Annotated in this window: 17 protein-coding genes; 3 read left to right on the top strand and 14 right to left on the bottom strand. The window is 34.9% G+C overall.

Annotation, left to right across the window (positions count from 1 at the left end; genetic code table 11):
• The 3 genes from BLS98_RS10960 to BLS98_RS10950 all read right to left on the bottom strand — a co-directional run.
• The coding region (locus BLS98_RS10960; protein ID WP_167356207.1) for a DUF2931 family protein at positions 1–607 on the bottom strand (607 nt) is incomplete at its 3' end.
• On the bottom strand, positions 582–2,510 hold the full coding sequence (locus tag BLS98_RS10955) for a phospholipase effector Tle1 domain-containing protein (RefSeq protein WP_089736415.1): 1,929 nt from the start codon (positions 2,508–2,510) through the stop codon (positions 582–584). The genes BLS98_RS10960 and BLS98_RS10955, both read right to left, overlap by 26 nt.
• 10 nt (positions 2,511–2,520) lie before the next feature.
• Positions 2,521–4,473, bottom strand: coding sequence for a type VI secretion system Vgr family protein (locus tag BLS98_RS10950; RefSeq protein ID WP_089736413.1), 1,953 nt, complete (start codon positions 4,471–4,473; stop codon positions 2,521–2,523).
• Between the two features lie 168 nt (positions 4,474–4,641).
• Between BLS98_RS10950 and BLS98_RS10945 the strand changes: the two genes are divergently transcribed.
• The gene (locus BLS98_RS10945) at positions 4,642–5,190 is read left to right on the top strand and encodes a DUF3828 domain-containing protein (protein WP_089736411.1); all 549 of its coding nucleotides are present in this window, start codon (positions 4,642–4,644) and stop codon (positions 5,188–5,190) included.
• A gap of 30 nt (positions 5,191–5,220) precedes the next feature.
• On the opposite strand, the gene BLS98_RS10940 is transcribed toward BLS98_RS10945, so the two are convergent.
• The 7 genes from BLS98_RS10940 to BLS98_RS10910 form a co-directional block, all read right to left on the bottom strand.
• Entirely contained in the window at positions 5,221–5,355 is a 135-nt protein-coding gene (locus BLS98_RS10940; RefSeq protein ID WP_073300311.1) for a bacteriocin-like protein, read from the bottom strand.
• A 209-nt stretch (positions 5,356–5,564) separates the two neighbouring features.
• Entirely contained in the window at positions 5,565–6,389 is an 825-nt protein-coding gene (locus BLS98_RS10935; RefSeq protein WP_089736409.1) for a hypothetical protein, read from the bottom strand.
• An 88-nt stretch (positions 6,390–6,477) separates the two neighbouring features.
• Complete coding sequence (uvrA, locus tag BLS98_RS10930; protein ID WP_089736407.1) at positions 6,478–9,309, bottom strand: excinuclease ABC subunit UvrA; 2,832 nt, start codon at positions 9,307–9,309, stop codon at positions 6,478–6,480.
• A gap of 466 nt (positions 9,310–9,775) precedes the next feature.
• Positions 9,776–10,666 (bottom strand): class A beta-lactamase, subclass A2, encoded by an 891-nt coding sequence (bla, locus tag BLS98_RS10925; protein WP_089736405.1) that lies wholly within the window; start codon positions 10,664–10,666, stop codon positions 9,776–9,778.
• A 98-nt stretch (positions 10,667–10,764) separates the two neighbouring features.
• Entirely contained in the window at positions 10,765–12,648 is a 1,884-nt protein-coding gene (locus BLS98_RS10920; RefSeq protein ID WP_089736403.1) for a type VI secretion system baseplate subunit TssF, read from the bottom strand.
• A gap of 24 nt (positions 12,649–12,672) precedes the next feature.
• Positions 12,673–13,113 (bottom strand): GPW/gp25 family protein, encoded by a 441-nt coding sequence (locus BLS98_RS10915; RefSeq protein WP_089736402.1) that lies wholly within the window; start codon positions 13,111–13,113, stop codon positions 12,673–12,675.
• 171 nt (positions 13,114–13,284) lie between these two features.
• A complete protein-coding gene (locus tag BLS98_RS10910) occupies positions 13,285–14,697 on the bottom strand; it encodes an APC family permease (RefSeq protein WP_089736400.1) in 1,413 nt (470 codons plus the stop codon).
• A 142-nt stretch (positions 14,698–14,839) separates the two neighbouring features.
• Here BLS98_RS10910 and BLS98_RS10905 point away from each other — a divergent pair, with 142 nt between their 5' ends.
• Positions 14,840–15,355, top strand: coding sequence for a DUF4920 domain-containing protein (locus tag BLS98_RS10905; protein WP_089736399.1), 516 nt, complete (start codon positions 14,840–14,842; stop codon positions 15,353–15,355).
• 192 nt (positions 15,356–15,547) lie between these two features.
• Here BLS98_RS10905 and BLS98_RS10900 read toward each other — a convergent pair whose 3' ends face one another.
• The gene (locus tag BLS98_RS10900; protein ID WP_089736396.1) at positions 15,548–16,657 is read right to left on the bottom strand and encodes a M14 family zinc carboxypeptidase; all 1,110 of its coding nucleotides are present in this window, start codon (positions 16,655–16,657) and stop codon (positions 15,548–15,550) included.
• Between the two features lie 962 nt (positions 16,658–17,619).
• Here BLS98_RS10900 and BLS98_RS10895 point away from each other — a divergent pair.
• Positions 17,620–18,156, top strand: coding sequence for a helix-turn-helix transcriptional regulator (locus BLS98_RS10895; RefSeq protein WP_089736394.1), 537 nt, complete (start codon positions 17,620–17,622; stop codon positions 18,154–18,156).
• A gap of 1,293 nt (positions 18,157–19,449) precedes the next feature.
• On the opposite strand, the gene BLS98_RS10890 is transcribed toward BLS98_RS10895, so the two are convergent.
• The 3 genes from BLS98_RS10890 to BLS98_RS10880 all read right to left on the bottom strand — a co-directional run bounded on the left by BLS98_RS10890 (position 19,450) and on the right by BLS98_RS10880 (position 22,551).
• The gene (locus BLS98_RS10890) at positions 19,450–20,619 is read right to left on the bottom strand and encodes a proline dehydrogenase family protein (RefSeq protein ID WP_089736393.1); all 1,170 of its coding nucleotides are present in this window, start codon (positions 20,617–20,619) and stop codon (positions 19,450–19,452) included.
• Positions 20,620–20,683: 64 nt separating this feature from the next.
• Complete coding sequence (locus BLS98_RS10885; RefSeq protein ID WP_089736391.1) at positions 20,684–21,613, bottom strand: UbiA family prenyltransferase; 930 nt, start codon at positions 21,611–21,613, stop codon at positions 20,684–20,686.
• Positions 21,614–21,624: 11 nt separating this feature from the next.
• The gene (locus BLS98_RS10880) at positions 21,625–22,551 is read right to left on the bottom strand and encodes a mevalonate kinase family protein (RefSeq protein WP_089736390.1); all 927 of its coding nucleotides are present in this window, start codon (positions 22,549–22,551) and stop codon (positions 21,625–21,627) included.
• Between the last annotated feature and the right edge of the window lie 18 nt (positions 22,552–22,569).

The raw sequence follows: 22,569 nt of genomic DNA, 5'->3' as shown, positions 1-22,569 counted from the left end.
CAGAATTAATAAATTTTTCTGAAGAAAGAATCTCTTTTTCAATCTTTTCTGCCTCTTCACTTTCTTTCCAAACTCCTTTATTTTTGGCTTTAAAGTTTATTATTTCTTTATTATTTCCTTGCCCAGACACCCAAACCGTTACATTCCCTCCAGGAGCAAAACCTGCTATAATCTGAGTATAATTTTCTTTTTCTCCCTTAGAATTCCAGCCATTTCTAAATAAGCTCAACATTTTATCTTGGGGAAGTCTAGATCCACCTTCATATCGATAACCATCTATTGCGCAAATCCACTTAACAGAAATACTATCTGGAACAGGTTTAAAAATATCTCCTCCAGCATAACTACCGCTAGTAGTCCCCCAGCCAGGATCTGCTCCAATACTGGCAGAAGCTCCAGCAATACTTTTTCCCCGATAAAAAAATTCAACAAACGGACCACCATTTCCATAAAATTTAGGTGCTGACCATGCTGCATTCCATTCAAATTTATCCTTGGGTTCGCAACTAACAACTAACAGCAAGCTCAATAAAACTATTAGTATATTTCTTATTCTATTTATCTTTATCATTACTATTGATCTAAGGGTACCATTTTTCTCTTTCATAATAGATATTACCATCCTTACTCACTTTAGGTGCTACGGGCTGGTTAACGAAACCTACGCTTTCCAGAAGATGGTGATCTCCCGTTTTAACACCTATTGCAGCGAGTCCTCCAAAGTTAGCAGAAAGATGGATATAATGGTTACAGATATGTTGATATATTTCTGAAGGGACCGTATAATTTCCAATCCCTTCTTTTTTACTTTCCTCCAGCATCAGATCCATATATTGCTTCAAGTCTTTATATTTATCCGTATCTGGGATTTCATGTTCAAAAGGATGGTCAACTTTATTACCTTTAGCTATAGCCTCTTTATAGTCTTTATAAAAGGGTACTTTATTATCTATTCCTTTTTGCAACATCATATTCATTGCCACTAAACTGTATTTATTAGAAATATACCGGGAATCTTCCAGAATATAATGGTCTGATTCTTTGGTTTGGAATATCTGAAAATAAGGACTTGTGAATACTGTTTTTCCTTTATCCGGGAAATCCGGTTCTGCTTTAATCTCCCGTGTTCCCACTCCCGCACTGGTCACTGTAGTTTCTTTTACGTGATCGTAAGCATTTCTAAATGCAATCTCTTTTTCTGTAGAGATGCGCTGGTTGATATAAAACTGTCTTATCTTTTCTTTTTCTTTAAGCGTTTTATCATCGCCTACTTTCACATCAAAGTAATCCAAAACGGCGGTATATTTATCCAGATGGGCATAGCCACCTCCTATATCTGAATGGGCACCAAGCATCGATATCGTATAGCCTTCTTCTGTAGGCGTTAATGCAAAATTTTTCCGCCATTCATTATAGGCGGTAATATGGAAAATCTTTTTAATCCCCAATCCGGATACTTTCGTTTTAATATCCTGAAGCGAAGCCTGCCCTAGAAATGCGGCAATACTGTAAGGAACAGTTAAAGGGTTTTTAATCAAAACTCCCGCTACTTTATATCCTATATTTTCTTTCACGACCATATCGGAAACCACCGTATCAAATACTCCCAGAAAACGGATTTCTATGGTAAAGGTATCTCCCACCGGTTGATATCCTGCTTTGCGCAGTCTTTTTCCAAAGAGGCCACCTGCGTGTTCTGAAACATAAGAGATCTTGGGACGTCCCATTTTAATATCCATTTCATCCCACATCACCGTATCATATTTTACCGATTTCTTTACTTCATTACAAAAATGCCTTGCTGCTGCAGCTCCCCTGCTGAATCCGAAAACATCAAATACAATCTTATTGATCTTCTTACCTTTTGGAATATTACTAAATTCATTGGCTATAACATTTTTAATTCCTTCCTCTACTCTGCCAATTACTCCCCAGTCTCCTCTTCCCGCACAAGAACCTGCAATATCATCTTCTTTATCCTGTTTCGTCCCTATTCCTTCTACATATTGTTTTAAAATAACATAGTTTCCATATTCCGGATGAGCATCTTCATTTCCTTTTGCATCTTCACTTGGATTCTTTTTCTCTTTATAAAGATCAAACAGTTTGGCAACGTTGGAATATGGGTTCCAGTAACTATCGCGGTCTGAAATTTTGATCTTTTTTTGTTTTCCGGTTTTGGGATCTTTGATGGTCTCATAATATTCCTGGGGAACAGTATCATTTTTATAATAGGTTTCTCCAGAGTTGATCTTACTGTAATAGGTTTTATCAGAATTATATCTGTTATTTCCTGTACCATCAAAAAACATCCCGATAAAAACATTTACAGAGTCTTTAGGCTGATACGCCGGAGCTTTTTCCACCGCAGAGCCATGATGAATATCTTTATCTGCATTCAGATTATTCAAACCTAATGCATTAATATTGGTATTTCCTTCAGAGTACAGGTTATACCCTTTTTCGGTTACTTTGGTATATTTCCCGTTGACAATTCTTGTTCTGCTCATAGGAAAAATATTAGTGATTATGTCCTTTTTCGCCACTGTTCATATGGATCGAACTTTTCGTATGGCTTGTAAAGTTTTCTTCGGTACTGAAATTCATTTCTTTTCTTGAAATTTCATTACGTTCCTGTTTTACTTCACTGTGAACGTCTCCTTCTATAAATTCAGTAAGCTTTCCTGTTATGAAAACCTGGGAATCTCCTATCACGGAAGAGGTTTTTATCATCCCTATACTTTCACTATGATTCATCGTCACGGTATCTGTTTTATTCATCCCAACGCTGGTGGACATATTTTGCCCCACATTGATATTGAGGTTTCCTCCTGCATTGAAATTGATATCATTAGGTGCGGATACCGTGATGTTTCCTTTTCCGTCCATGAAATAGTTGTTGCCACTTGGATCTACGATATTTACACTTCCTTCAGCATCATTCATCAGAATACGGATACCGCTTCTGGTCTGAATAGATTTTAAATAGTTATTCACGCCACCACCAAGGGCAACTCCTCCATGGAACATTCCGCCCATAACGAAAGGGCGATCCGGATGGTTATGTACAAATCCTATCATCACTTGGTCTCCTACTTCAGGAATAGCCACATAGCCTCTATTTTGGGTAATCTGGTCTGTTCCTCCTGCGTCCGGACTCATTACTCTGATAAAATCTGTAGTTTCATTAAGCTGCCACAGAAATTTTACTTGTACACGTCCTTGTCCCAAAGGATCTTCGTTGGAGATCACTACTGCCGGCTGTGTTTCTGCAAAAGGATTTGTAAATTCAGGTTTGGGAATATATCCAGTATCCGAGGCGATGGCTTCAAAACTTCCTTTATAGTGTCCTAAAGTATCTATTTCATGGGTAACTTCTGTCATCATGAGTTTTGTGAAATACCCTGTTTTGTTGGAATCTGGTTTTCTCAGATAAAGATCTGCTGTACAGCCGGGATATAGAAACGGCATCGTGGTATCACCGGATACTACAAACACATCTACCCCTTTACTGCCCCATGCGCCAGTTTGGGAATTCACCACATCCATATCGGTAGCTGCCTTAATAGGAGCCGACTGAAGTGAAGGGGTCTTGAAAATGCTTTCATTATTTGTATAAGCGGTCTTGGCAAGGCTTCCCATATGTTTTAATGGGGTTTCTCCTGAAGTCAGCATGGTATTTTTACTACTGTTATATCCATAATAAGCAGGATGAGTATGAAGTGCTCTAAGTTCAGTATGAACATTTGAGACATTACTTCCACTTATCAATTCAAGGGGAGCTGCCGGAGCCGGCATATTTCCGAAATGCAGGACTTCTCCGTCATAGAAAAACTGTTCTCCATAAGCTTCTGCCAATCTGCATAAATAATTATAATGGGTTTCATTGTACTGGGAGCTGTAGACAATTTGCGACGAGGCTTTGGCATTTACCCTAAAGTCATACCAGAAAGGATCTATCCCTTGTTTAATAACCTCATCCGCTATAATTCCTGTATTCACAGGCTGGGATCCCCCAAAACTCTGTGTATGAGGAGCACCATCCAAAAGAATGGTAGGACTGAATCCTTTTAAAACAATATTTCCCAAACTGTGAGCTTCCTGACTGAAACCTACTTTGGTAATAATTCCTACAAAAACTCTCTCAGGACTATTTTTAGTTTCAAAATCTTTGTAAGCAATTTTAATGGTCAGACGCTTTCCCAGGAATGTATTGGCCTGTTCCAACTGATGTCCTTGTTTTTCAGATAGGGCATCATGAGCCAGTGTTAACGCAAATTCGTGATGGGTTACAGCACTTTGCTTTAACTTAAAATGTTTAAAACTTGAAATGATTTCTCCGTTGATTACTGCAGAAAGTTTGACAATCCGATTGATTCCTGCTGTATTATTTTCTTTTACTGCCTGAGCATTATCAGGAGCACGGTATCCATCAGTAAAGGATACGCGTTCTGAAGTCGTATTTTTTTTCATGCCTTATGATTTGTGTTATTCTGGATATAATGATTACAAATATAAAAATATTTTAAAATTAAATCCAAACACAGGGATATAAAATAATTTTATAGAATACTTCAAAAATAACCAACAACTAATGACTTGGTACATCTTTTGAGTTTTCAAAAAAATAATATTCTATATATGATACGATCACTTTTCCTATATGTAAGCTTCATCTTCTGTTTTATTTCCTGCAGTAAAACAACACCTCTTCCATCCAATGAAAAAAAACTGATTACCGAAAAAGTAAATCAGCTTTACAGCCAGTACGGAAAATCTAATGAAGCTGTTTACAACCAACCTATTTCGAATGATTTATTTTCTCCGGAATTGAAAAAAACTTTAGAAACAGCAATCAATGCTTCAAAAGCTGATATTGAGAAAGTGAAAAACAGTGACCATCCTGATGAAAAACCTTTGATCTTTGAGGGAGCTATATTTTCAAGTTTATATGAAGGATATACTGGTTACACCATCAAAAGTATTAGGATTCATGATAAAACAGCAGAAGCCCTTGTTCAATTTGAATACAATACGGCTTTTCCAAAAGAATCATGGACTGATGTCATACAACTGATTGATACTGATAAAGGATGGAAAATAGATAATATTATTTTCGATAAAAAAGCTAACCATTCTAAGGATCTTAAAACGAGTCTGACAGACTTTATTCAATATACAAAACAATAAAAAAGCCGCTTAAAAAGCGGCTTGATTTTTTTATGGGCACTGAACGATTGGAATTTCGCTGCAAAATACTTTATTGGCCCACTCGCAATACGTACAATACTGTTTTGGTTCTCCTCCGTACACTGACTTCAAATCTCCTTTAGTCAGTTTCTTTAAATTTTTCATATAGCTTTAATTTTATGGTTTTGTAAAAGTAAAGCGAATATTGTTATACATTATTATAATTTAATACTTAAAATTTTCATTATTCACACTTTTTTGATTAAAAAATATTATCTAGAAACATTGTATTTATGGGCTTTTAAGAGGTATATGTCTTGACATTCAAAGCCTTACTGTTTCTCAACTTTTAAAAAGCCTCAAAAACCTCATTATTAAAGGCATGGCAACCCAAGAAGATCCATTTCTGAACTCCAAAGCAGCTTTACTTGTTCTTTATCATCTAATTCAAAAACGGCTCTTTCCGGAAACTGACAATTAGACCCTAATTTTTTATCATGCCATTTAAAATCATCATAGTACGTAAAATAAAGATTTTTATAGTTTCCGTAAACGATTGGATTGTAGTTTCCGAACCCATAATTGTTCTCTGTGCTTTCTTTAGCTGCTGATTTTTTGATAGACTTATTGATCTCTGAATAATTATCTCCATATTTCAACGGAATTTCTTTTTCTGAAGCAATCAATGGATTTCCAATCAGATTTTTATCAACGTTAAGGATATAAGCGATATAATCATTTCCACATTCTGTAGAGTGAAAAACTACCCTTTTAATGCTACATTGCTGGAAAGATTTAGTGCCGTACACGAAATAAGACTCTTTCATCTCTTTCTTAAAGGCATCTTCAAACCTTTTATTGTAGTACAGGGGACCTACAGATAGGGTATCATAATATTTATAATCCTTCATCTCCCTTCCATAGATCCACGGAATGGAATCTTTGACAAGAAAATTTTCATATTTTTTGGATAACGGATCATCCTGATCACCAAACTGCACAGGAATACAAATTGCCATATCTTTATTGGTAAGCTGATAGACCCCAAAAATGGTTTCCTTATCTAGTTTATAATCCGTTTCACTTACTGTGATGCTATCTTTTTTTTGAACTGGTACTTCTGTAGACACAGGTACTTCTTTCTCTTTTTTGCATGATAAAAGAAATGGAAATACGATCAGGATTATATATTTTTTCATGATTAAATAGCTTGGATTTGATTGGGGATAAAAATAAAAAAAGAATCTGCTTTCGCAAATTCTTTTGTATACTTAGGTTAATATATTCTTATTCCAATTCCCTCTTCAGGAATTTCCCAGTCAAACTCTTCTTAGATTTCACAATCTCTTCCGGAGTTCCCTGTGCAACAATCTGTCCACCATATTTTCCTCCTTCCGGACCTACATCAATAATATGGTCTGCTAATTTAATCACATCCATATTATGTTCAATAATGATGAATGAATTTCCTAGTTCTACCAATTGATTAATGGCCTCCATTAGAATCTTTACATCTTCAAAGTGAAGCCCTGTTGTAGGTTCATCAAGGATATAAAGGGTATTTCCGGTTTGTCTTTTTGCCAGTTCGGTTGCCAGCTTGATTCGCTGAGCTTCTCCTCCTGAAAGGGTTGTAGACTGTTGTCCTAATGTAATATATCCTAATCCTACATCCTGCAATGTTTTCACTTTAGCAAAGATCTTTGGAATCGGTTGGAAGAAATCTACCGCTTCATCAATGGTCATGTCCAGTACATCAGAAATAGATTTTCCTTTGTAACGAACTTCAAGAGTTTCTCTGTTGAAACGTTTTCCGTTGCAGGTTTCACAATGAACGTATACATCCGGAAGGAAGTTCATTTCGATTACTTTTAATCCACCACCCTGACAAGTTTCACATCTTCCACCTTTTACGTTGAAAGAGAATCTTCCTGGCTTGTACCCACGGATCTTACTTTCAGGTAATTCCGCAAAAAGGTTTCTGATGTCTGTAAACATTCCCGTATACGTTGCCGGATTTGAACGTGGTGTTCTTCCGATCGGAGTTTGGTCTACGTCTACAATTTTATCAATATTATCAAGACCTTCAATCTTTTTATAAGGTAAAGGTTCCTGAACCGCTCTGTAGAAATGTTTGTTTAGAATTGGATATAATGTTCCGTTAATTAAAGAAGATTTTCCACTTCCTGAAATTCCCGTTACCACGACCAGTTTTCCAAGAGGAACATCCAGAGTTACATTTTTCAGGTTATTTCCTGTTGCTCCTTTCAGAACAATATTTTTTCCGCTTCCTACTCTTCTTTCAGCCGGAATTTCAATTTTTCTTTTCCCGTTGATATACTGAGCGGTAATGGTATCTGCTTTTAATAGATCTTTTGGTTTTCCCTGCCAAAGGATCTCACCTCCAAATTTTCCGGCTCTTGGACCAATATCCAATACCTCATCGGCCTCCAGAATCATGTCTTTATCATGTTCTACTACCAAAACAGAGTTTCCGATATCTCTAAGGTTCTTTAGGGAATGAATCAGTCTTTCGTTATCTCTCTGGTGAAGTCCAATACTCGGTTCATCTAAAATGTATAAAACGTTCACAAGCTGAGAACCAATCTGTGTCGCCAGACGAATTCTTTGCGATTCTCCTCCTGAAAGGGTTTTTGAACTTCTACTCAAACTCAGATAATCCAATCCTACATCTAGTAAGAACTGAAGTCTGGTTTCGATTTCTTTTAAGATCTCGTGAGCGATGATTTTATTTTTTTCAGAGAATTTATCTTTAACATCTGCCAGCCAATCTTTTAAATCTGCTAAGCTTAATCCATTGATCTCAGCAATATTCTTTCCATCAATTTTAAAACTTAAGCTTGAAGGCTGAAGGCGAGTTCCCCCACATTCCGGACATGTTTCTTCTGTGGTGAAATGTCTTTCCAGCAAAATAGCTTCATAAGATTCTCTCTCATCAATAAGTTCTTCCATGAAGGCAATCAAACCATCAAAACTAATTTTGATCTTCTTGGTAATTCCTGCATATTTCAGGTCTTTATTGAATTCTTTATGACATCCGTTATAGATATAGTCTAAAGCTTCTTCCGGAATATCCTGTAATGGCGTTGTCATTCCCAATCCGAAGATCTCAAGAATGTTCTTGATTTGTGCCAGAATCCATTTATTGGACTTAATATCTTCCAGCGGCAGTAAACCTCCTTGGTTGATGGATAGTTTCGGATTATCAATGAAATAATCTGTATTGATCTTTTTAATTGTTCCCAATCCTTTACAGTTCGGGCAGCTTCCTTTTGGAGAGTTGAATGAGAAAGTGTTGGGTTCCGGTAATGCTAAGGAATGTCCTGTTTCAGCATCCATCAGGTTCTTGGAGAAATATTCAATATCTGTACTTCCCAGTTTCTGAATTCCGATGATTCCTTCGCCCATTTCCATGGCAGTACGCAGGGATTTTTCCATTCTACCTTCTGAAGCGCTTTCCCCGATGATCCAACGATCGATTACAATATCAATATCGTGGGTTTTATAACGGTCAAGTTTTAAATCGTATTCAATATCCTGCAGCTCACCGTCAATTCTGGTCTGTCCATACCCTTTTTTGGCCATTTGTACAAAAAGTTCATGGTAGTGCCCTTTTCTGGAACGCACAACAGGAGCCAATAACATGATTTTTTCTCCTTTATAGTTGTTCTTAATGGTATCAAGGATCTGATCTTCGGTATAACTTACCAGTTTCTGTCCTGTAGACAATGAGTAAGCATCTGAAACCCTAGCATACAAAAGACGAAGGAAATCGTACAGCTCTGTAACGGTTCCTACGGTAGAACGTGGGTTTTTATTGGTTGTTTTCTGCTCAATGGCAATAACGGGTGAAAGTCCTTCAATTTTATCTACATCAGGACGTTCCAAGCCACCCAGGAACTGACGGGCATAGGCAGAGAATGTTTCTATATAGCGACGCTGGCCTTCTGCAAAAATAGTATCAAAAGCCAGTGAAGATTTTCCACTCCCGGAAAGCCCGGTAATTACTACCAGTTCATTGCGCGGGATCTTAACATTAATATTCTTTAGGTTGTGTTCACGTGCTCCGTAAACTTCTATATATTCTGTTGATTTGCTCATAATTTGGAGTGATCTTGCCTGAAAACCACGACGTGCAAAAATACGGAATTTTTATGAATTTTTTTTTATTCTGATTGGGTTAAAATTTTCATAATGGAAGTTTATTTTTGTTGAATCTTATAGAATATTTATAGACTGTTTATAGGTTTTGGCTAAAGCCAATGGATGGGTTATTATTGAAAAAACGGGCTTCAGCCCGTTTCTATTAAATTTTTCAACCACAAATTGCACTGATCTTCACAGATGATTGTGGAGATTAGAATGTTTCGCGTTTGAACGTTTATGAGTATATTCAGCTTTATTTCATTGTTTTTCTGATAGAGAATGAGTTTTATATTGTAGGTTTTTCATTTCTCTTCTGAACTACGTTTGCAGACCTTCAGCCTGTATCCAGGATAACACTGTACAATGAATTGATGGTAAAATTAATTTAAAAATTGTTTATACTTATTATTTGCTAAAGTCTTTATGGCTTACTTACATAGTACTCCCAAACTGCGTTTCCGATATCTGCAATGATCTTTTCTGTGTCTTTCATTTCTTCATGGATGTTTTTCAGGTATACGGATAGAATGAAATGTTTCCCATTGGGAAGTTTTACAATTCCTACATCGTTCATCGCAGCTCTTATATTCTGTTCGTTTCTTCCTGAAATTCCTGTACGGTGAGCCAATTCTGTTCCTGCTGGAAAGCCTGCTTTCATCCAGGTTAATCCTCTTGAAGTTTCTACCATGATCTGGTATAAGTATTTTGTGGTTTCCTTTTTCAGAACTTTCCCTTTGTAGAATTTTTCTAAAAGATCTGTTGTTGCTAAAGGGGTTGATGTGTTGACAAAATAGGATTCAAAGGTATTCATCTGCTGTTCATTCAATCGGATCGTGAAATCTTTAATACCCTGCTGGTTGATGAATTTCTGAACAACAGGCGCTCCACCCCCTATCTTTATCAAAATATCGCAGCCATTATTATCACTATGGGAAACGGTATATCTTAATAATTGATCTAATGTCAAAGGCATATTCCCTTCCGGATATTCTTCTCTAATCGGACTCCATGTTTCGGGAAGCAATTCTTCTTTTTTAATAAAAAACTTCTGATCCAGTTTTAGCTTTCCTTTATCTACCTGATTTAAAACGGCCAATGCAATATGAAATTTAAAGACACTTAACATCGGCATTTCTTTATTTCCGTTGATGCTCAGTGTATCTTTATCTTCAATTCCTTTTAAAGAAATTCCAACTGTTGTATTTTTCGTTGATATGATTGTGTTAATCTTACTTCTCAGATCTTGTATTGCCTGGCTTTTTAACTGAGTACTAAAAAGACAAATTGATATAAAAAGGGATGCTTTTTTCATTTAAATAGTTTAGTTTTTAATACATTAAATTTTTACGAATGAATATAAAAAATGCCGTGTATTCTACGGCATTTTTATTTATAAATCAATTCTTTTCTTTACATATCCTGAAATTCTACGTCCTCATTGGTTACCTTCACCAGATATTCAATACCGTCAATTGCTTTAGCAATAATCTGATTTCTGGTGATATTGGCCATATTTTCCCAATATGCCCTTCCATAGAAAGAATAATTCTGTGGAACAATTTCTACCTCAACGGTTCTTACGAAACCTTCTTTAGGTTTGTTACTAACCATTGTTCCTCTTCTCACTCTTACTTCTCTCAATTCATCTTTCAGGACCATTCGGCAATAGTTTTTAACATCTTCAAGAGAAATAATCTTATCTCTTGTTGTCAAAGCATATTTATAAGCCTGAATACTGTCAGTCCCTTTTTGCTCTTCAGCTCCTCCTAAGGTTTCTGTAAGCAATACAACAGTCTGAGATTTCAATTGGTTTGAAAGCTCGGTTCCCGGACGCATATGGTTGGCTAATGTGCAATGCGTGATCCAAAAAGAAGCATAAGTATGGTCTGTTTTCTCTACAGGTTCCATAATGACGTAATTAAGCTCCTGTCTGATGTTTCTCTTAGCATTGTTCACTTTCTGCACCATAGATTTCATCTTATCGGACATTTCGCTGAGAACTCCTTTTACATTATCTCTGTTTAAAAGGGAAAATGCTGCAATCTCATCTCTTGTCAGTTCCAACACATTGGCAATCATATCCACGGCATTTCTGCTGGTGAAACGTTCCATTCCTCCTTTTCTTACGGTGTACAAACCTTTTTTAAGATCATCTGCGGGAGTAAATGGTATTTCGGTGTATTTTCTACCGTCTCCATCCTGTACTTCATCTACATATAAGAAGTGTTCTCCTTCGTCCGTTACTAAAGGAATATTGTTCCCCATAATATCCAGACTGTATTCTGTTTTTTTCCAACCTCTGTTATAGATTGGGAAAGCATTCAGTACAAATGAGAAGTTATCCAGAATTTCTGCTGAGAATTGTGGTGGAAACTCAAAAGTAAGCCATAAATAACGCTTATTGTCCAGGTATTTTACAATCTCTTCTTTTCCTGCAAGGAAGTCCAGGTTTTGTGGAAGCTGTCCAGGTTCTGAGAATAAGCTGCTGGAAAGTCCGGTGATTTCAATAAATTTATGACGGTAGATACTTTTAATATCTTCAATTACCTTACTTCGGATCGACTGTTCTTTAAACATTTGCTCATAACCATCCGGAGCACTTTCTGAAAGATAACTTAACCCTTCTCTTACAAACAAAGGGTTTCCATTACTTGAAACATTAATATAAGGTAATAGTTTATATACAAAATCAAGATGCTCGAAAGCCGGATTGGAGCAGAATATGCTCATATATTTAGGAAAATATTCACTCACATATTTGCTTACATCAATTCCTACCGTAACCTTTCTGTAATCTTCAGGTCTTCCGTTAAATCTTGAAATAGGAATTTTATTGAATCTGTCATCAATACTGTAACAGGTATTCCCTACAAACATTACTGAAGTGTGAACTTTATTGATTCTAACATTTCCTACCGGAGTAAAAGGAATATTTACTTGTTTATCCGATTCTGATTTCACAGTGGAAGTCATCTGCTTACGGAAGAAAAACTCCGTGTGCTCTAATAAAACTTCGGTAGAATCATAAGGCTGCGTGAAAGCAACTGCATGAGCCGGAATAGGATGAGTATAAATAGATGGAGTTAACAGCTTTGCCAGTTTTTCAAGAATTCGGGCATTCACTGTTTGTATTTCATTATTCGCTTTAAAAACTTCTGTACTGAATGCATCAATTAATAGTTTTACAAATGGATCTAAAGACTGCGGACTTTTCAATCCCCATACTTTAGTTGCATTCTGAAGCATTCTTGCTTTTACAGATTCTTTGGAATAAATATTTTGATCTAGGTTCATAATTTTTTTTCTCTGTTAAAAATATTAATCAATAGACATCGGGCTCAGGAACAGTTCTGTTGAAAAACTGAAACGTTCTCCTGTTTCCTCCATCTTGGCATTGATGGCAATTCTTACTTTCTTTTTGATTTCGGTGTGTTCTTTGGTATCGTAACTGTGTTCTACAAATTGAATATTGGCATCTATCTGCGGCTGTACAATTCTTGGTTCATATTCAAGGATTTGTCTTCTGAGACTTTTTACAAAAACGTTTTCCCAGATAGCACTGGTTACTCCATTATCAAATTCCAGGTTCCAAACATCGTTTCCATAATTTTCATCGTATCTGTTCTCTCCTTTTTTGGTGGTGATCAGCAGCATAATATTGTGAGCAATACTTTCCCCCATATCGCAGGTATCGATACTTCCCCCTTCTGTCATTAGAGTAGACGGTACAAAGGGCATTCTGTAATTTGGTGTATCCATAACTTATTGTTTTTTACTTCATGGTTCCGTTTACTTAAAAACGAAATACCAAAATACACATTTTCACTAAATAATTGTCATAATAAATTAAAATATTATTCAAAAGTCAGGGCTTTCAAACTGAATTGAAAGCCCTGAAACCATTATCTATATTGTATTCATTATGTTAATCTATTGATTTGCTTTTCTCCGATTAATGAAATAATATACAGGCAGTCCTAATAATACCAGTAAAAATCCTGGCCAGGTATATTGTTGTTTGTATATTAATAATAGGATACAGAAAACTGCTCCTATAATAAGATATATGATAGGCGTCACAGGATATAACCATGTTTTATAAGGTCTTTCCAAATTGGGTTGTTTAACTCTTAAATAAATAACTCCAAAAACGGTAATCATATAGAACAAAACAATTACAAAAGAAATCATATCCAGAAGGTTTCCGTATTGTCCGCTCAAACATAGTAGAGAAGCCCAGATTCCCTGCATCCACAATGCATTTTCCGGCACTTCATTTTTATTGTTTCTCTCTGCAGACTTAAAGAACATTCCGTCTTTTGCCATCGTTTGAAAAACCCTTGCTCCAGCCAAGATTAGTCCATTATCACATCCGAAAGTAGAAATCATTACTAACACGGCGATAATAATGGTTCCTGCATTTCCAAAAATATTTTGTGACGCGGCTACGGCTACCCTGTCATTAGTAGCAAAAGCAATACTATCTCTATCCAGAGCATTTAAATACACAAAATTAACAGCGATATATAAAATCATCACGGCAGAAGTACCGTAAATCATAGATTTTACTACATTTTTCTTTGGATTTTCAATCTCCCCGGAAACAAACGTTACGCTTTCCCATGCTACAGAACTAAAAACAGATCCTACCATTGCAGCAGCAATACCGCCCATCAAAGTCATTCCCCCAATAGGTTCCCAGCCTTCTTTCAGGAAATTTCCACTCAGATCTTTTTTCAGATTATTAAAAGAATCCATTCCCAAACTAAAATTTTCAGATAGATGAGAAAAATCTACCAGAATAAATCCTGCAGCAATCAATCCTAGTAAAGCTAAAATTTTAGATCCTGTAAAGATATTTTGTAAAAACTTTCCACTTTCTACACCTCTTGTGTTGATATAAGTAAGCAGAAGAATGACTGCAATAGCTAAAATTTGTATCCATGTAATTTTAAATTCTCCACTTTGGAAAATAGGTGCGGCATCATTAAGTGATGGTACCAGGTAGGCTGTAAATTTACCGAAAGCCATTGCCACGGCAGCAATTGTTCCTGTTTGTATCACGGTGAAAAGCCCCCAGCCGTAAAGAAACCCCATTCTTTTACCGAAGATCTCTTTCAGGTAAGTGTATTGCCCGCCAGCCTTTGGAAACAGGGCAGAAAGTTCGCCATAGCTTATGGCTGCGGCTACTGTCATTATTCCTGTGATGATCCAGACAACAATCAGCCAGTAACCTGAGCCCAGATTACGCATCATGTCAGCGCTTACAATAAAGATTCCACTTCCAATCATAGACCCCATTACAAGCATAATGGCATCCCATAGTTTCAGTTTTTTGTGCATAGTCAAGTATAGGCGTCAAATATAAACAAATCTGCCTTTCATTTTGAATTTTATTAAAATTTTACACAAGCACCTGTTTATTATCAATTTTTATCGATTTATGATTCAATATTAATTAGTATTTTTGAAAAAAATATTAAACATGAAATTTAAAGCTATTCTATTTGCAGCTGCTGTAAGTGTTTCAACGCTGGCCTTTGCCCAAGAGACATCACAAAAGAAATTTTCACCACCAGCAGGAAATGCTTTGCTAGGTGATACTTATGGTGCAGGCGTTGCAACGAGCATGGAGTCTAAAGCGATTACAGTAGACAAACTGGGTAAAAAACTTAAAAAAGAAAATAAAAAACTGGAGAATATAGCTATCAAAGGAAAGGTGACTGATGTTTGTGAGAAAAAGGGATGCTGGCTGACTATTCAGACGGATGATAACTCACAGTTTTTTGTAAAAATGAAAGACTATGCCTTCTTTGTTCCAACCGCTTTAAAAGGTAAAAATGTAGTTCTGGAAGGAAATGCTGAGAGAAAAGTAATTTCTGTGGATGAGCAGAAACATTATGCTGAAGATGCTAAAAAACCTCAATCTGAAATTGATGCTATCTCTCAACCTAAGGAAGAAATCAGGTTTCTTGCAAGCGGAATTAAAGTAGTAAACTAAGGATTTTCTCCAATTGAAAAGAATATTAAAATTTCGCGCAGATTTTGCAGATTACGCAAATTTTAAAAATTAGGAAATAGATAAATTCATATTTCGCATTTTTGAAAGAATTTAGCCCGAATTTTTTATTTGATTTTATTCTTAAAAATATATAAAAAGCAATTTTGGCAACCCTTTGGGTTGCCGAAATTTTTAATCTTCTATAGTAAAATCCACCACTGAATCCAGCTTCGGATATTTATTGGCAGAAATAAATTTCTTTCCTGTACAGTCTACTTCCAGCCAGCCTTTTCTTTTTTTCACATCTCCTGCTTCCATCACGAAAGGGACAAAAGAAATCTCGTCTTTTCCCTCCTCTTTCATTTCTCTATACTGAACGGCAATATCTAAAATACATTCATGTTCCGTATTCAGTCTTACATTTCTATAGATAATATCGTAATGGGTTTCCTTGTTTTCCGGAATCTCATGATACGTTTCCCATCCTGTACTATCAGAGTTCAATTCACTGATTGCTTTCAGTGCATAATATAACGCAATCGTATAATATTTTCGGGTTCCCTTTCTTGTGTAGTCATCTACAAAATGTCCACCTTCGAATAAAATGGTAGGCATTCCTGCTTTGATGAAATTATCACCTGTGGAGGTTGGATAAAATTCATCAGAATATCTCCCAATCTGATTAGGGATCATTTCCTTTAAATGGTTATAAATACTTCCAATAACAGCCATACATTTTTTCCTGTTTTCCGTAATAGTACGTTCTACATTTTCAGAAGGAGCTAGGAAGGAAAGAGTAGCCGGATGAATACCATCTGTAGTAAAAATGGTTCTCTGCTCATGAAGGTTCAATGCATAATCATACTTCTTTGAAGCTGCGGCTTTTTTAAGAAACTTAATCTCCTTACTTGCCTCATTATGGAAGTCCCGATTAAGATCAATATCTATGGCATTTAATCTTGTCCATTTTTCAGATCCGTCAGGGTTCAACATAAAGATAAAATCCAATCTGATTTTACTGAATAAATCTTCCTTCATTTCCGGAGCTTTATCAAGGCTTGTCAAAAGATCAAGCATGGCGTGTGTAGCATTGGATTCATTTCCGTGCATTTGGGACCAGGCCAATACCTGAATGTTTCCTGTTCCGATGCTTAATTGATAAATAGGCTTCTCTAAATAAGATGTTCCGATCTCCTGAATGTAATCGCTGAGATTAGCTTGTAGGTAAGAAAATAATTTTTCAGGGGAAATATAGCGATTAGAGAAATCGGAGGCTGGAGAATAAATATGTTCAAAGTTCATTGCTGGAAAAATAATTTACTGGAATCAAATTTAACCATTTTAAGGCATAAAATAAATATTAACATTTGTAAATAGAATAAAAACAGAGAAAAATTAAAAAATTTTTGTAAACAAAAAATGATTTACAAAAGTTAAATAAAGAATTTTATCCATTGTTAACTCATTCACATACGTAACATTGTTAAACAGTACATATAGACATATTGTCTGTTGGTAAAATTGTGGATTGCGAATAATTTAATTGTCAGTAATTAAATGTCATAAATTCAATTAGTTATGAAATTCATCTCAATACTATTTGTAAGAATACTTGAAGTAGATAAATACATGTTTTAAGCCAAATGGGCATATATTTTTTAAACAAATAAATTGTGGAAAACTCGGTTGTTTATGTGTTTATACAAATGTAAAACAAAGAAATATTTTAAAAATTAGCAGATTTTGCAGTCAAACAGATATGGGAAAGAGCTTTAAAACTTAATTGAAAATGAATCTTGTTTAACAGAAGAAATATAGCCTTACATAATACTAAAATTGCTTTAAAATGCATATTTACAAGAGTAATTTACTTCTGTATAACGATTAAAACCATCATTATAAGGCTATATAACCCATATTTTAGAGATTTAATGGCTTATTTTGGAATATATTCATAATCAACATTTGTAAATAACTAAATAGGAAAAATAACTCGCCTAAAATGGTCTTTTAACAGTCTAAATTTACATTTATAACTCTTTTATAAAGGTCATTTAATAGAAATATTACCTCTTAGGTTTAACTATGGTTTAGTCATTATACTATTAAAGTACATTTGTAATTTAACAATAAATACCAGTATAACAAGTAATTATAAGTTGATTACATTTGTATATTGAAAATTATTCACTTTATTTACATTTGTATTTTGCTTTTGTAAATTTAATGAGTTACATTTGTAAAATAATTAAAGACTTATTTTTATGAGTTTAAACGAAAGAATTTCAAAAGTTATAGAGTATTCCCGACTTACCCCATCTGAATTTGCAGATGAGATTGATGTACAGCGTTCCTCCATTTCGCATATTACGTCCGGAAGAAATAAACCCTCACTAGAGTTTATCATAAAAATAAAATCCCGTTTCCCTGAGCTTCTTTGGGATTGGTTGGTGACTGGTGAAGGTGAAATGCTAAAATCAGAATTACCGGAAACAAAAATTCAGGACGAGCAGCCTGAAGAAGATCAAGTAAGAACAACTCCTCTACCCGATCTTTTCACCATGATAAACGAAGATGATGAGTTCGGAGTGGAAGAAGCCGAAACAGAACTTCCTCTGACAGCTCCTGGAGAATCAGTTATATCGTCCAAAGATAAAGCTTCAGAAAAAATATTGGATTCTCAGCGATTAGAAACTTCACCTGAAGAAATACTAAGTCAAGTTATTGGAAATCAAATAAATAAAATAAAGCGCATTGTTTTATTCTATGAAAACGGAAAATTCGAGAGTTTTGAGCCTTAGGGTTAAACACTCATAGTTTATAGCTGAAAAAATCATTCTGAGAATATATTTAAAAACCAAAAGAAGTCAGAATTATTTATGCTTTCACATGGATTTCGTAAATTATGCAGATCTAAAATCTGCGTAAATCTCCTCGATCTGCGAGAGAATAATAAGCTAATTATTATAAAAAATCGTAGTTGAAAATCTTTTTAACGCAAAGATTTTATAAATAATTATGCATATTTTAAGGAAGCTAAGAAGGAATCAATTTCATTGATTATTACGAAGCGACTGTATAAACACACAGCTTATTCAGCTCCAAAATTGCTTTCTTTTCTTTACTGAAATAAGGATCAAAATTATTTTTCTTTATACTTTTTCATGTACATTTTGCAAATTATGCAGAGCCAAAATCTGCGTAAATCTCCTCGATCTGCGAGAAAATAATAAACTAATTCTTGTAAAAAATCATAGTTGAAAATCTTTTTAACGCAAAGATTTTATAAATAATTATGCATATTTTAAGGAAGCTAAGAAGGAATCAATTTCATTGATTATTACTAATTGGCTGTATAAATAAACAGCTTATTCAGCTCCAAAATCGCTTTCTTTTCTTTACTGAAATAAGTGTCAAAATTATTTTTCTTTATACTTTTTCACGTACATTTTGCAAATTATGCAGAGCCAAAATCTGCATAAACCTCCTCGATCTGCGAGAGAATAATTGCTCTGAAAAACTACAAATGAGCGTTTTTTGAACCTAATAGTTCATAGAATAATTCTAATATTTTGAACGAACAAAGACGAAATAAATGCATTATTTCTAAGTGAAATTATTAAAAAACCTGACCAAGAAAAGTGGCCAGGCTAAAAAATATTTGAAGAAGAAAACTAAAGCTATTTGCTTTATTTGTTTTTAAAATCCAAGGGAATTCTGAAGTCATTCAACCTCTTTCATTACTCATTGGCTAATGCATAGACAACTATTTTAACGAATCTATTCTAAGGATATAATCTCTTCTGGAACCGGATAATTCTGTCACATTAAGTTAGAACCGTGGCAGATGATTTTTTCTCATGCATTAGTTTTTTATAGTTTTATCAAATATAGAAATTAAAAATTAAATCGACAATGAAAATTAAATTATTTTAATAAATAATTAATATTAATTGAAAATTAATCTTTAATTAGTAATGTTGGGTATTTTAAGCAATTTGCAAAATTTACAACAAATACCGCAATTTTATTAAAATGACTAAAATAAAAAGACCCACATTTCTGCGGGTCTTCTTTTATTTTAATAACAATTATTATTGTTTTTTTCTTCTTTCAAGCTCTTTCTTAATAAGTCCAAGTTCCCTTCCGGTCTGTCCGGCTACAGAGGTGTTCTCCCGGGCTCTTCTCGTAAGATATGGCACAACATCCTTTACAGGTCCATATGGGAGATATTTAGCCACATTATAACCTTTATCGGACAGGTAGAAAGAAATATTATCACTCATTCCGTAAAGCTGTCCAAAATAAACGTGTGGATTTCCGTTTTCCAAAGATTTGGTTTTCATTTTATCCATAATCAATTCGGAAGAAATTTCGTTGTGGGTTCCAAAGAACGCAGATACTTTATCCAGGTGATTCATTACAAAATCAATTCCGGCATTATAGTTCTTATCTGAAGCATCCTTAGTAGGCTGAATTGGATCTGCATATCCTTTTTCTGCTGCTCTGGCTCTTTCTTTTTCCATATAAGCTCCACGAACAATCTTATATCCAATGAAATAATTCTTTTCTCTTGCTCTCTGAAGGTTTGCTTCCATATATTCCAGTCTTCCCGTTCTGTACATCTGAATGGTGTTCCAAACGATAGGTTTCTCCTGGTTGTATTTCTCCATCATCTCTTCACAAAGTTGGTCTGCGGAATCCTGCATCCAGGTTTCTTCTGCATCTACCATGACTTTTTTATCGTTTTCATGGCAAAGAGCACATACTTCATCAAATCTTCTTACCACTCTCTCCCATTCTTCCTTCTGACTCGTTGTAAGCTCTGCTCCTTTTCCAACAGCTTCATACAAATCAATTCTTCCGAATGCCGTAGGTTTGAATACAATAAAAGGAATCGCCGGATTCCCTACGGAAAACCTCACGATATCTTTAATCTCCTTACATACTGCATCAAAAGTTTCTTCATCTTCTTTTCCCTCAATGGAATAATCAAAAATACTTCCAACTCCTCTTTTGAAAAGCTGTTTTACAACCTTCATACTTTCCTCACGGGTTTCTCCACCACAGAATTGTTCAAACAAAGTGCTTTTTACAATTCCGGTAACGAATGGAAAGTTGTTGTGTACTGTAAAATTAAGAACGGATGTTCCAAGGCTGGTAAGAGCGGGCTGTTCAATCATTTTAAACATCCAGTAAGCCTTTCTCAACTGTGCATCTGTCTTGTCTGCAAATGCAACTTTAGTATCATTAAAAATGGGCATTCCTATTTATTAAATTTAGTTACGCAAAGGTAATAATAACCTGAGTTTATTTAAAGAATTTTTATTATAATTTATGTTCAATTCCGTTTAAAAGCATTGCTATAATTCCTACAAAAACCCATAAACGTAATATATTAAGAGTGAGGAAGTTGCTTTTTCTGGTGGAATTTAAAAAGAGATAAATACAAATAATCATTACAAATAAACCTCCCGCAAAATAGTAAGCCATAAATCCAGAGACTTCGGTTTGGGTAATAATTTTCATAGAAACTCCCATTGTTATCAGGAGTAAACATATAAGAATGGTCTTTGTATTTCGGCTTTTAAAATAATTGGGAATGGTGATGTACCCAAACGTTTTATCTACACTTCTGGTAAGGGTGTCTTTTACAATATCAATACATAAAAGGAATAGAAAAAGAAAAACAGCCATCAGGAAAATCTTCTTTGAAAAGGTTTCGTAATACACCATCATTCCGAAGAAAGGATACAAGGTAAGACTTACAAAAGTAAGATTGTTCAATATTAATATCCGGCTTAATTTATGACTGTACAGCCACATAAAAAACTGATACACCACAAAAAAAAGGAAAACATTATGGGAGATCATCCAGGCTACGCTTAATGAAATAGCACTTAATCCCAGATACGCGTATAAAAAATACTTTTGTTTGATGAAACTTTGAATTCTGGTTCTGAAAGGTTTTACAATGTGGTCTTTCTCCAGATCATAAAATTGGTTGATAATTCCTCCTGCTAAAATCGTAAGTACAGTACAGAAAATAATACCATGTACTTTAAAATCAAAAACAAAATTTCTGAATGATTCTTCCTGATTAAACAGAAAAAAAGTAGAAACGTATAAGGCAAATGTCAGCAGAGCTGCCACAAAAAAGCGTGCTCCGAGTAAAAAGCCCACGAATTGTGAAAATCTGTAATATAAAGATTTTGAGATATATTTTTTGGATTGGAAAGTTTCTTTTTCAGAATTCATTTCCAACCTGTTTAAAATCTATAAATCACTTCTTTTTGGAAGCCATCAAGCATTTTTTCTGCTTTCTCATAGTCCTGGGTAAAGCCTAGAATATAGCCTCCACCACCGCTTCCACAGAGTTTTAGGTAATAAGCATTGGAATCCAGACCTTTTTTCCAGATATTAAAAATACTTTCAGGAATCATTGGACGGAAATGCTCATATGCCCAATGAGAAAGTTTTTTAAGGTTTCTGAAGAAAGGATTCATATCTTTTTTAAGGAATGCTTCTATACAAGCATTGTTGTAACGAATAAATTCTTCTTTCAAAGTTTTACGGAATCCTTCTGTTTTCATTTTTTCAAAGAAAATCTGAATCATAGGTCCTGTTTCTCCTGTCATTCCAGAATCGATCAGGAAAATAGCTCCTTTACCTTCCTGTCCTTCAGGAATGGATACTCTGTCTAAATTTTCTTTATTTTCGATAAGAATCGGCAGATTCATGTAACAGATCAATGGATCCATTCCGGAACTTTTCCCATGGAAATAACTTTCCATTTCACCAAAAACTGCCTTTAATTTTTTAAGATTGTCTTTGGATATATTCTCCGGGTTCAGTTTGCTGATAGAATATTTTTCAAAAATAGCAGCTACTAAAGCACCTGAACTTCCTACTCCATATCCTTGTGGAATATTGGAATCGAAGAAAAGTCCGTTTGAAATATCTTTTTTGAAGCTCTCAATATCCAATGTAAAATCATCAGAAAGATCAAGCGTTGTAAGAAAGGTTGAATATTTCTGCAGATGTCTGTTGGAATTAAGCTCAAATTCTGAAGCCAGGTCTGAAAACTTTAAGGTTCCTTTATAGAAGCTGTAAGGTACTACAAGCCCCTGGGAATCTTCAATCATTCCATATTCTCCAAACAGGATTATTTTTGCATAAAATAGAGGGTTGGTCATAATGACAATAAATCTTTT

The organism is Chryseobacterium jejuense (assembly GCF_900100075.1).
Taxonomy (GTDB): Bacteria; Bacteroidota; Bacteroidia; order Flavobacteriales; family Weeksellaceae; genus Chryseobacterium; species Chryseobacterium jejuense.
This window is presented reverse-complemented; position numbering and strand designations above follow the sequence as displayed.

Excerpts from the sequence above, each read along its gene's own strand:
- BLS98_RS10890 (WP_089736393.1), bottom strand. The coding sequence starts at position 20,619 with ATGCCCATTTTTAATGATACTAAAGTTGCATTTGCAGACAAGACAGAT.
- BLS98_RS10920 (WP_089736403.1), bottom strand. The coding sequence starts at position 12,648 with ATGAACCTAGATCAAAATATTTATTCCAAAGAATCTGTAAAAGCAAGA.
- BLS98_RS10900 (WP_089736396.1), bottom strand. The coding sequence starts at position 16,657 with ATGAACTTTGAACATATTTATTCTCCAGCCTCCGATTTCTCTAATCGC.
- BLS98_RS10895 (WP_089736394.1), top strand. The coding sequence starts at position 17,620 with ATGAGTTTAAACGAAAGAATTTCAAAAGTTATAGAGTATTCCCGACTT.
- BLS98_RS10955 (WP_089736415.1), bottom strand. The coding sequence starts at position 2,510 with ATGAGCAGAACAAGAATTGTCAACGGGAAATATACCAAAGTAACCGAA.
- BLS98_RS10910 (WP_089736400.1), bottom strand. The coding sequence starts at position 14,697 with ATGCACAAAAAACTGAAACTATGGGATGCCATTATGCTTGTAATGGGG.
- BLS98_RS10935 (WP_089736409.1), bottom strand. The coding sequence starts at position 6,389 with ATGAAAAAATATATAATCCTGATCGTATTTCCATTTCTTTTATCATGC.
- BLS98_RS10905 (WP_089736399.1), top strand. The coding sequence starts at position 14,840 with ATGAAATTTAAAGCTATTCTATTTGCAGCTGCTGTAAGTGTTTCAACG.
- BLS98_RS10885 (WP_089736391.1), bottom strand. The coding sequence starts at position 21,613 with ATGAATTCTGAAAAAGAAACTTTCCAATCCAAAAAATATATCTCAAAA.
- BLS98_RS10915 (WP_089736402.1), bottom strand. The coding sequence starts at position 13,113 with ATGGATACACCAAATTACAGAATGCCCTTTGTACCGTCTACTCTAATG.
- uvrA (WP_089736407.1), bottom strand. The coding sequence starts at position 9,309 with ATGAGCAAATCAACAGAATATATAGAAGTTTACGGAGCACGTGAACAC.
- BLS98_RS10880 (WP_089736390.1), bottom strand. The coding sequence starts at position 22,551 with ATGACCAACCCTCTATTTTATGCAAAAATAATCCTGTTTGGAGAATAT.
- BLS98_RS10940 (WP_073300311.1), bottom strand. The coding sequence starts at position 5,355 with ATGAAAAATTTAAAGAAACTGACTAAAGGAGATTTGAAGTCAGTGTAC.
- bla (WP_089736405.1), bottom strand. The coding sequence starts at position 10,666 with ATGAAAAAAGCATCCCTTTTTATATCAATTTGTCTTTTTAGTACTCAG.
- BLS98_RS10945 (WP_089736411.1), top strand. The coding sequence starts at position 4,642 with ATGATACGATCACTTTTCCTATATGTAAGCTTCATCTTCTGTTTTATT.
- BLS98_RS10950 (WP_089736413.1), bottom strand. The coding sequence starts at position 4,473 with ATGAAAAAAAATACGACTTCAGAACGCGTATCCTTTACTGATGGATAC.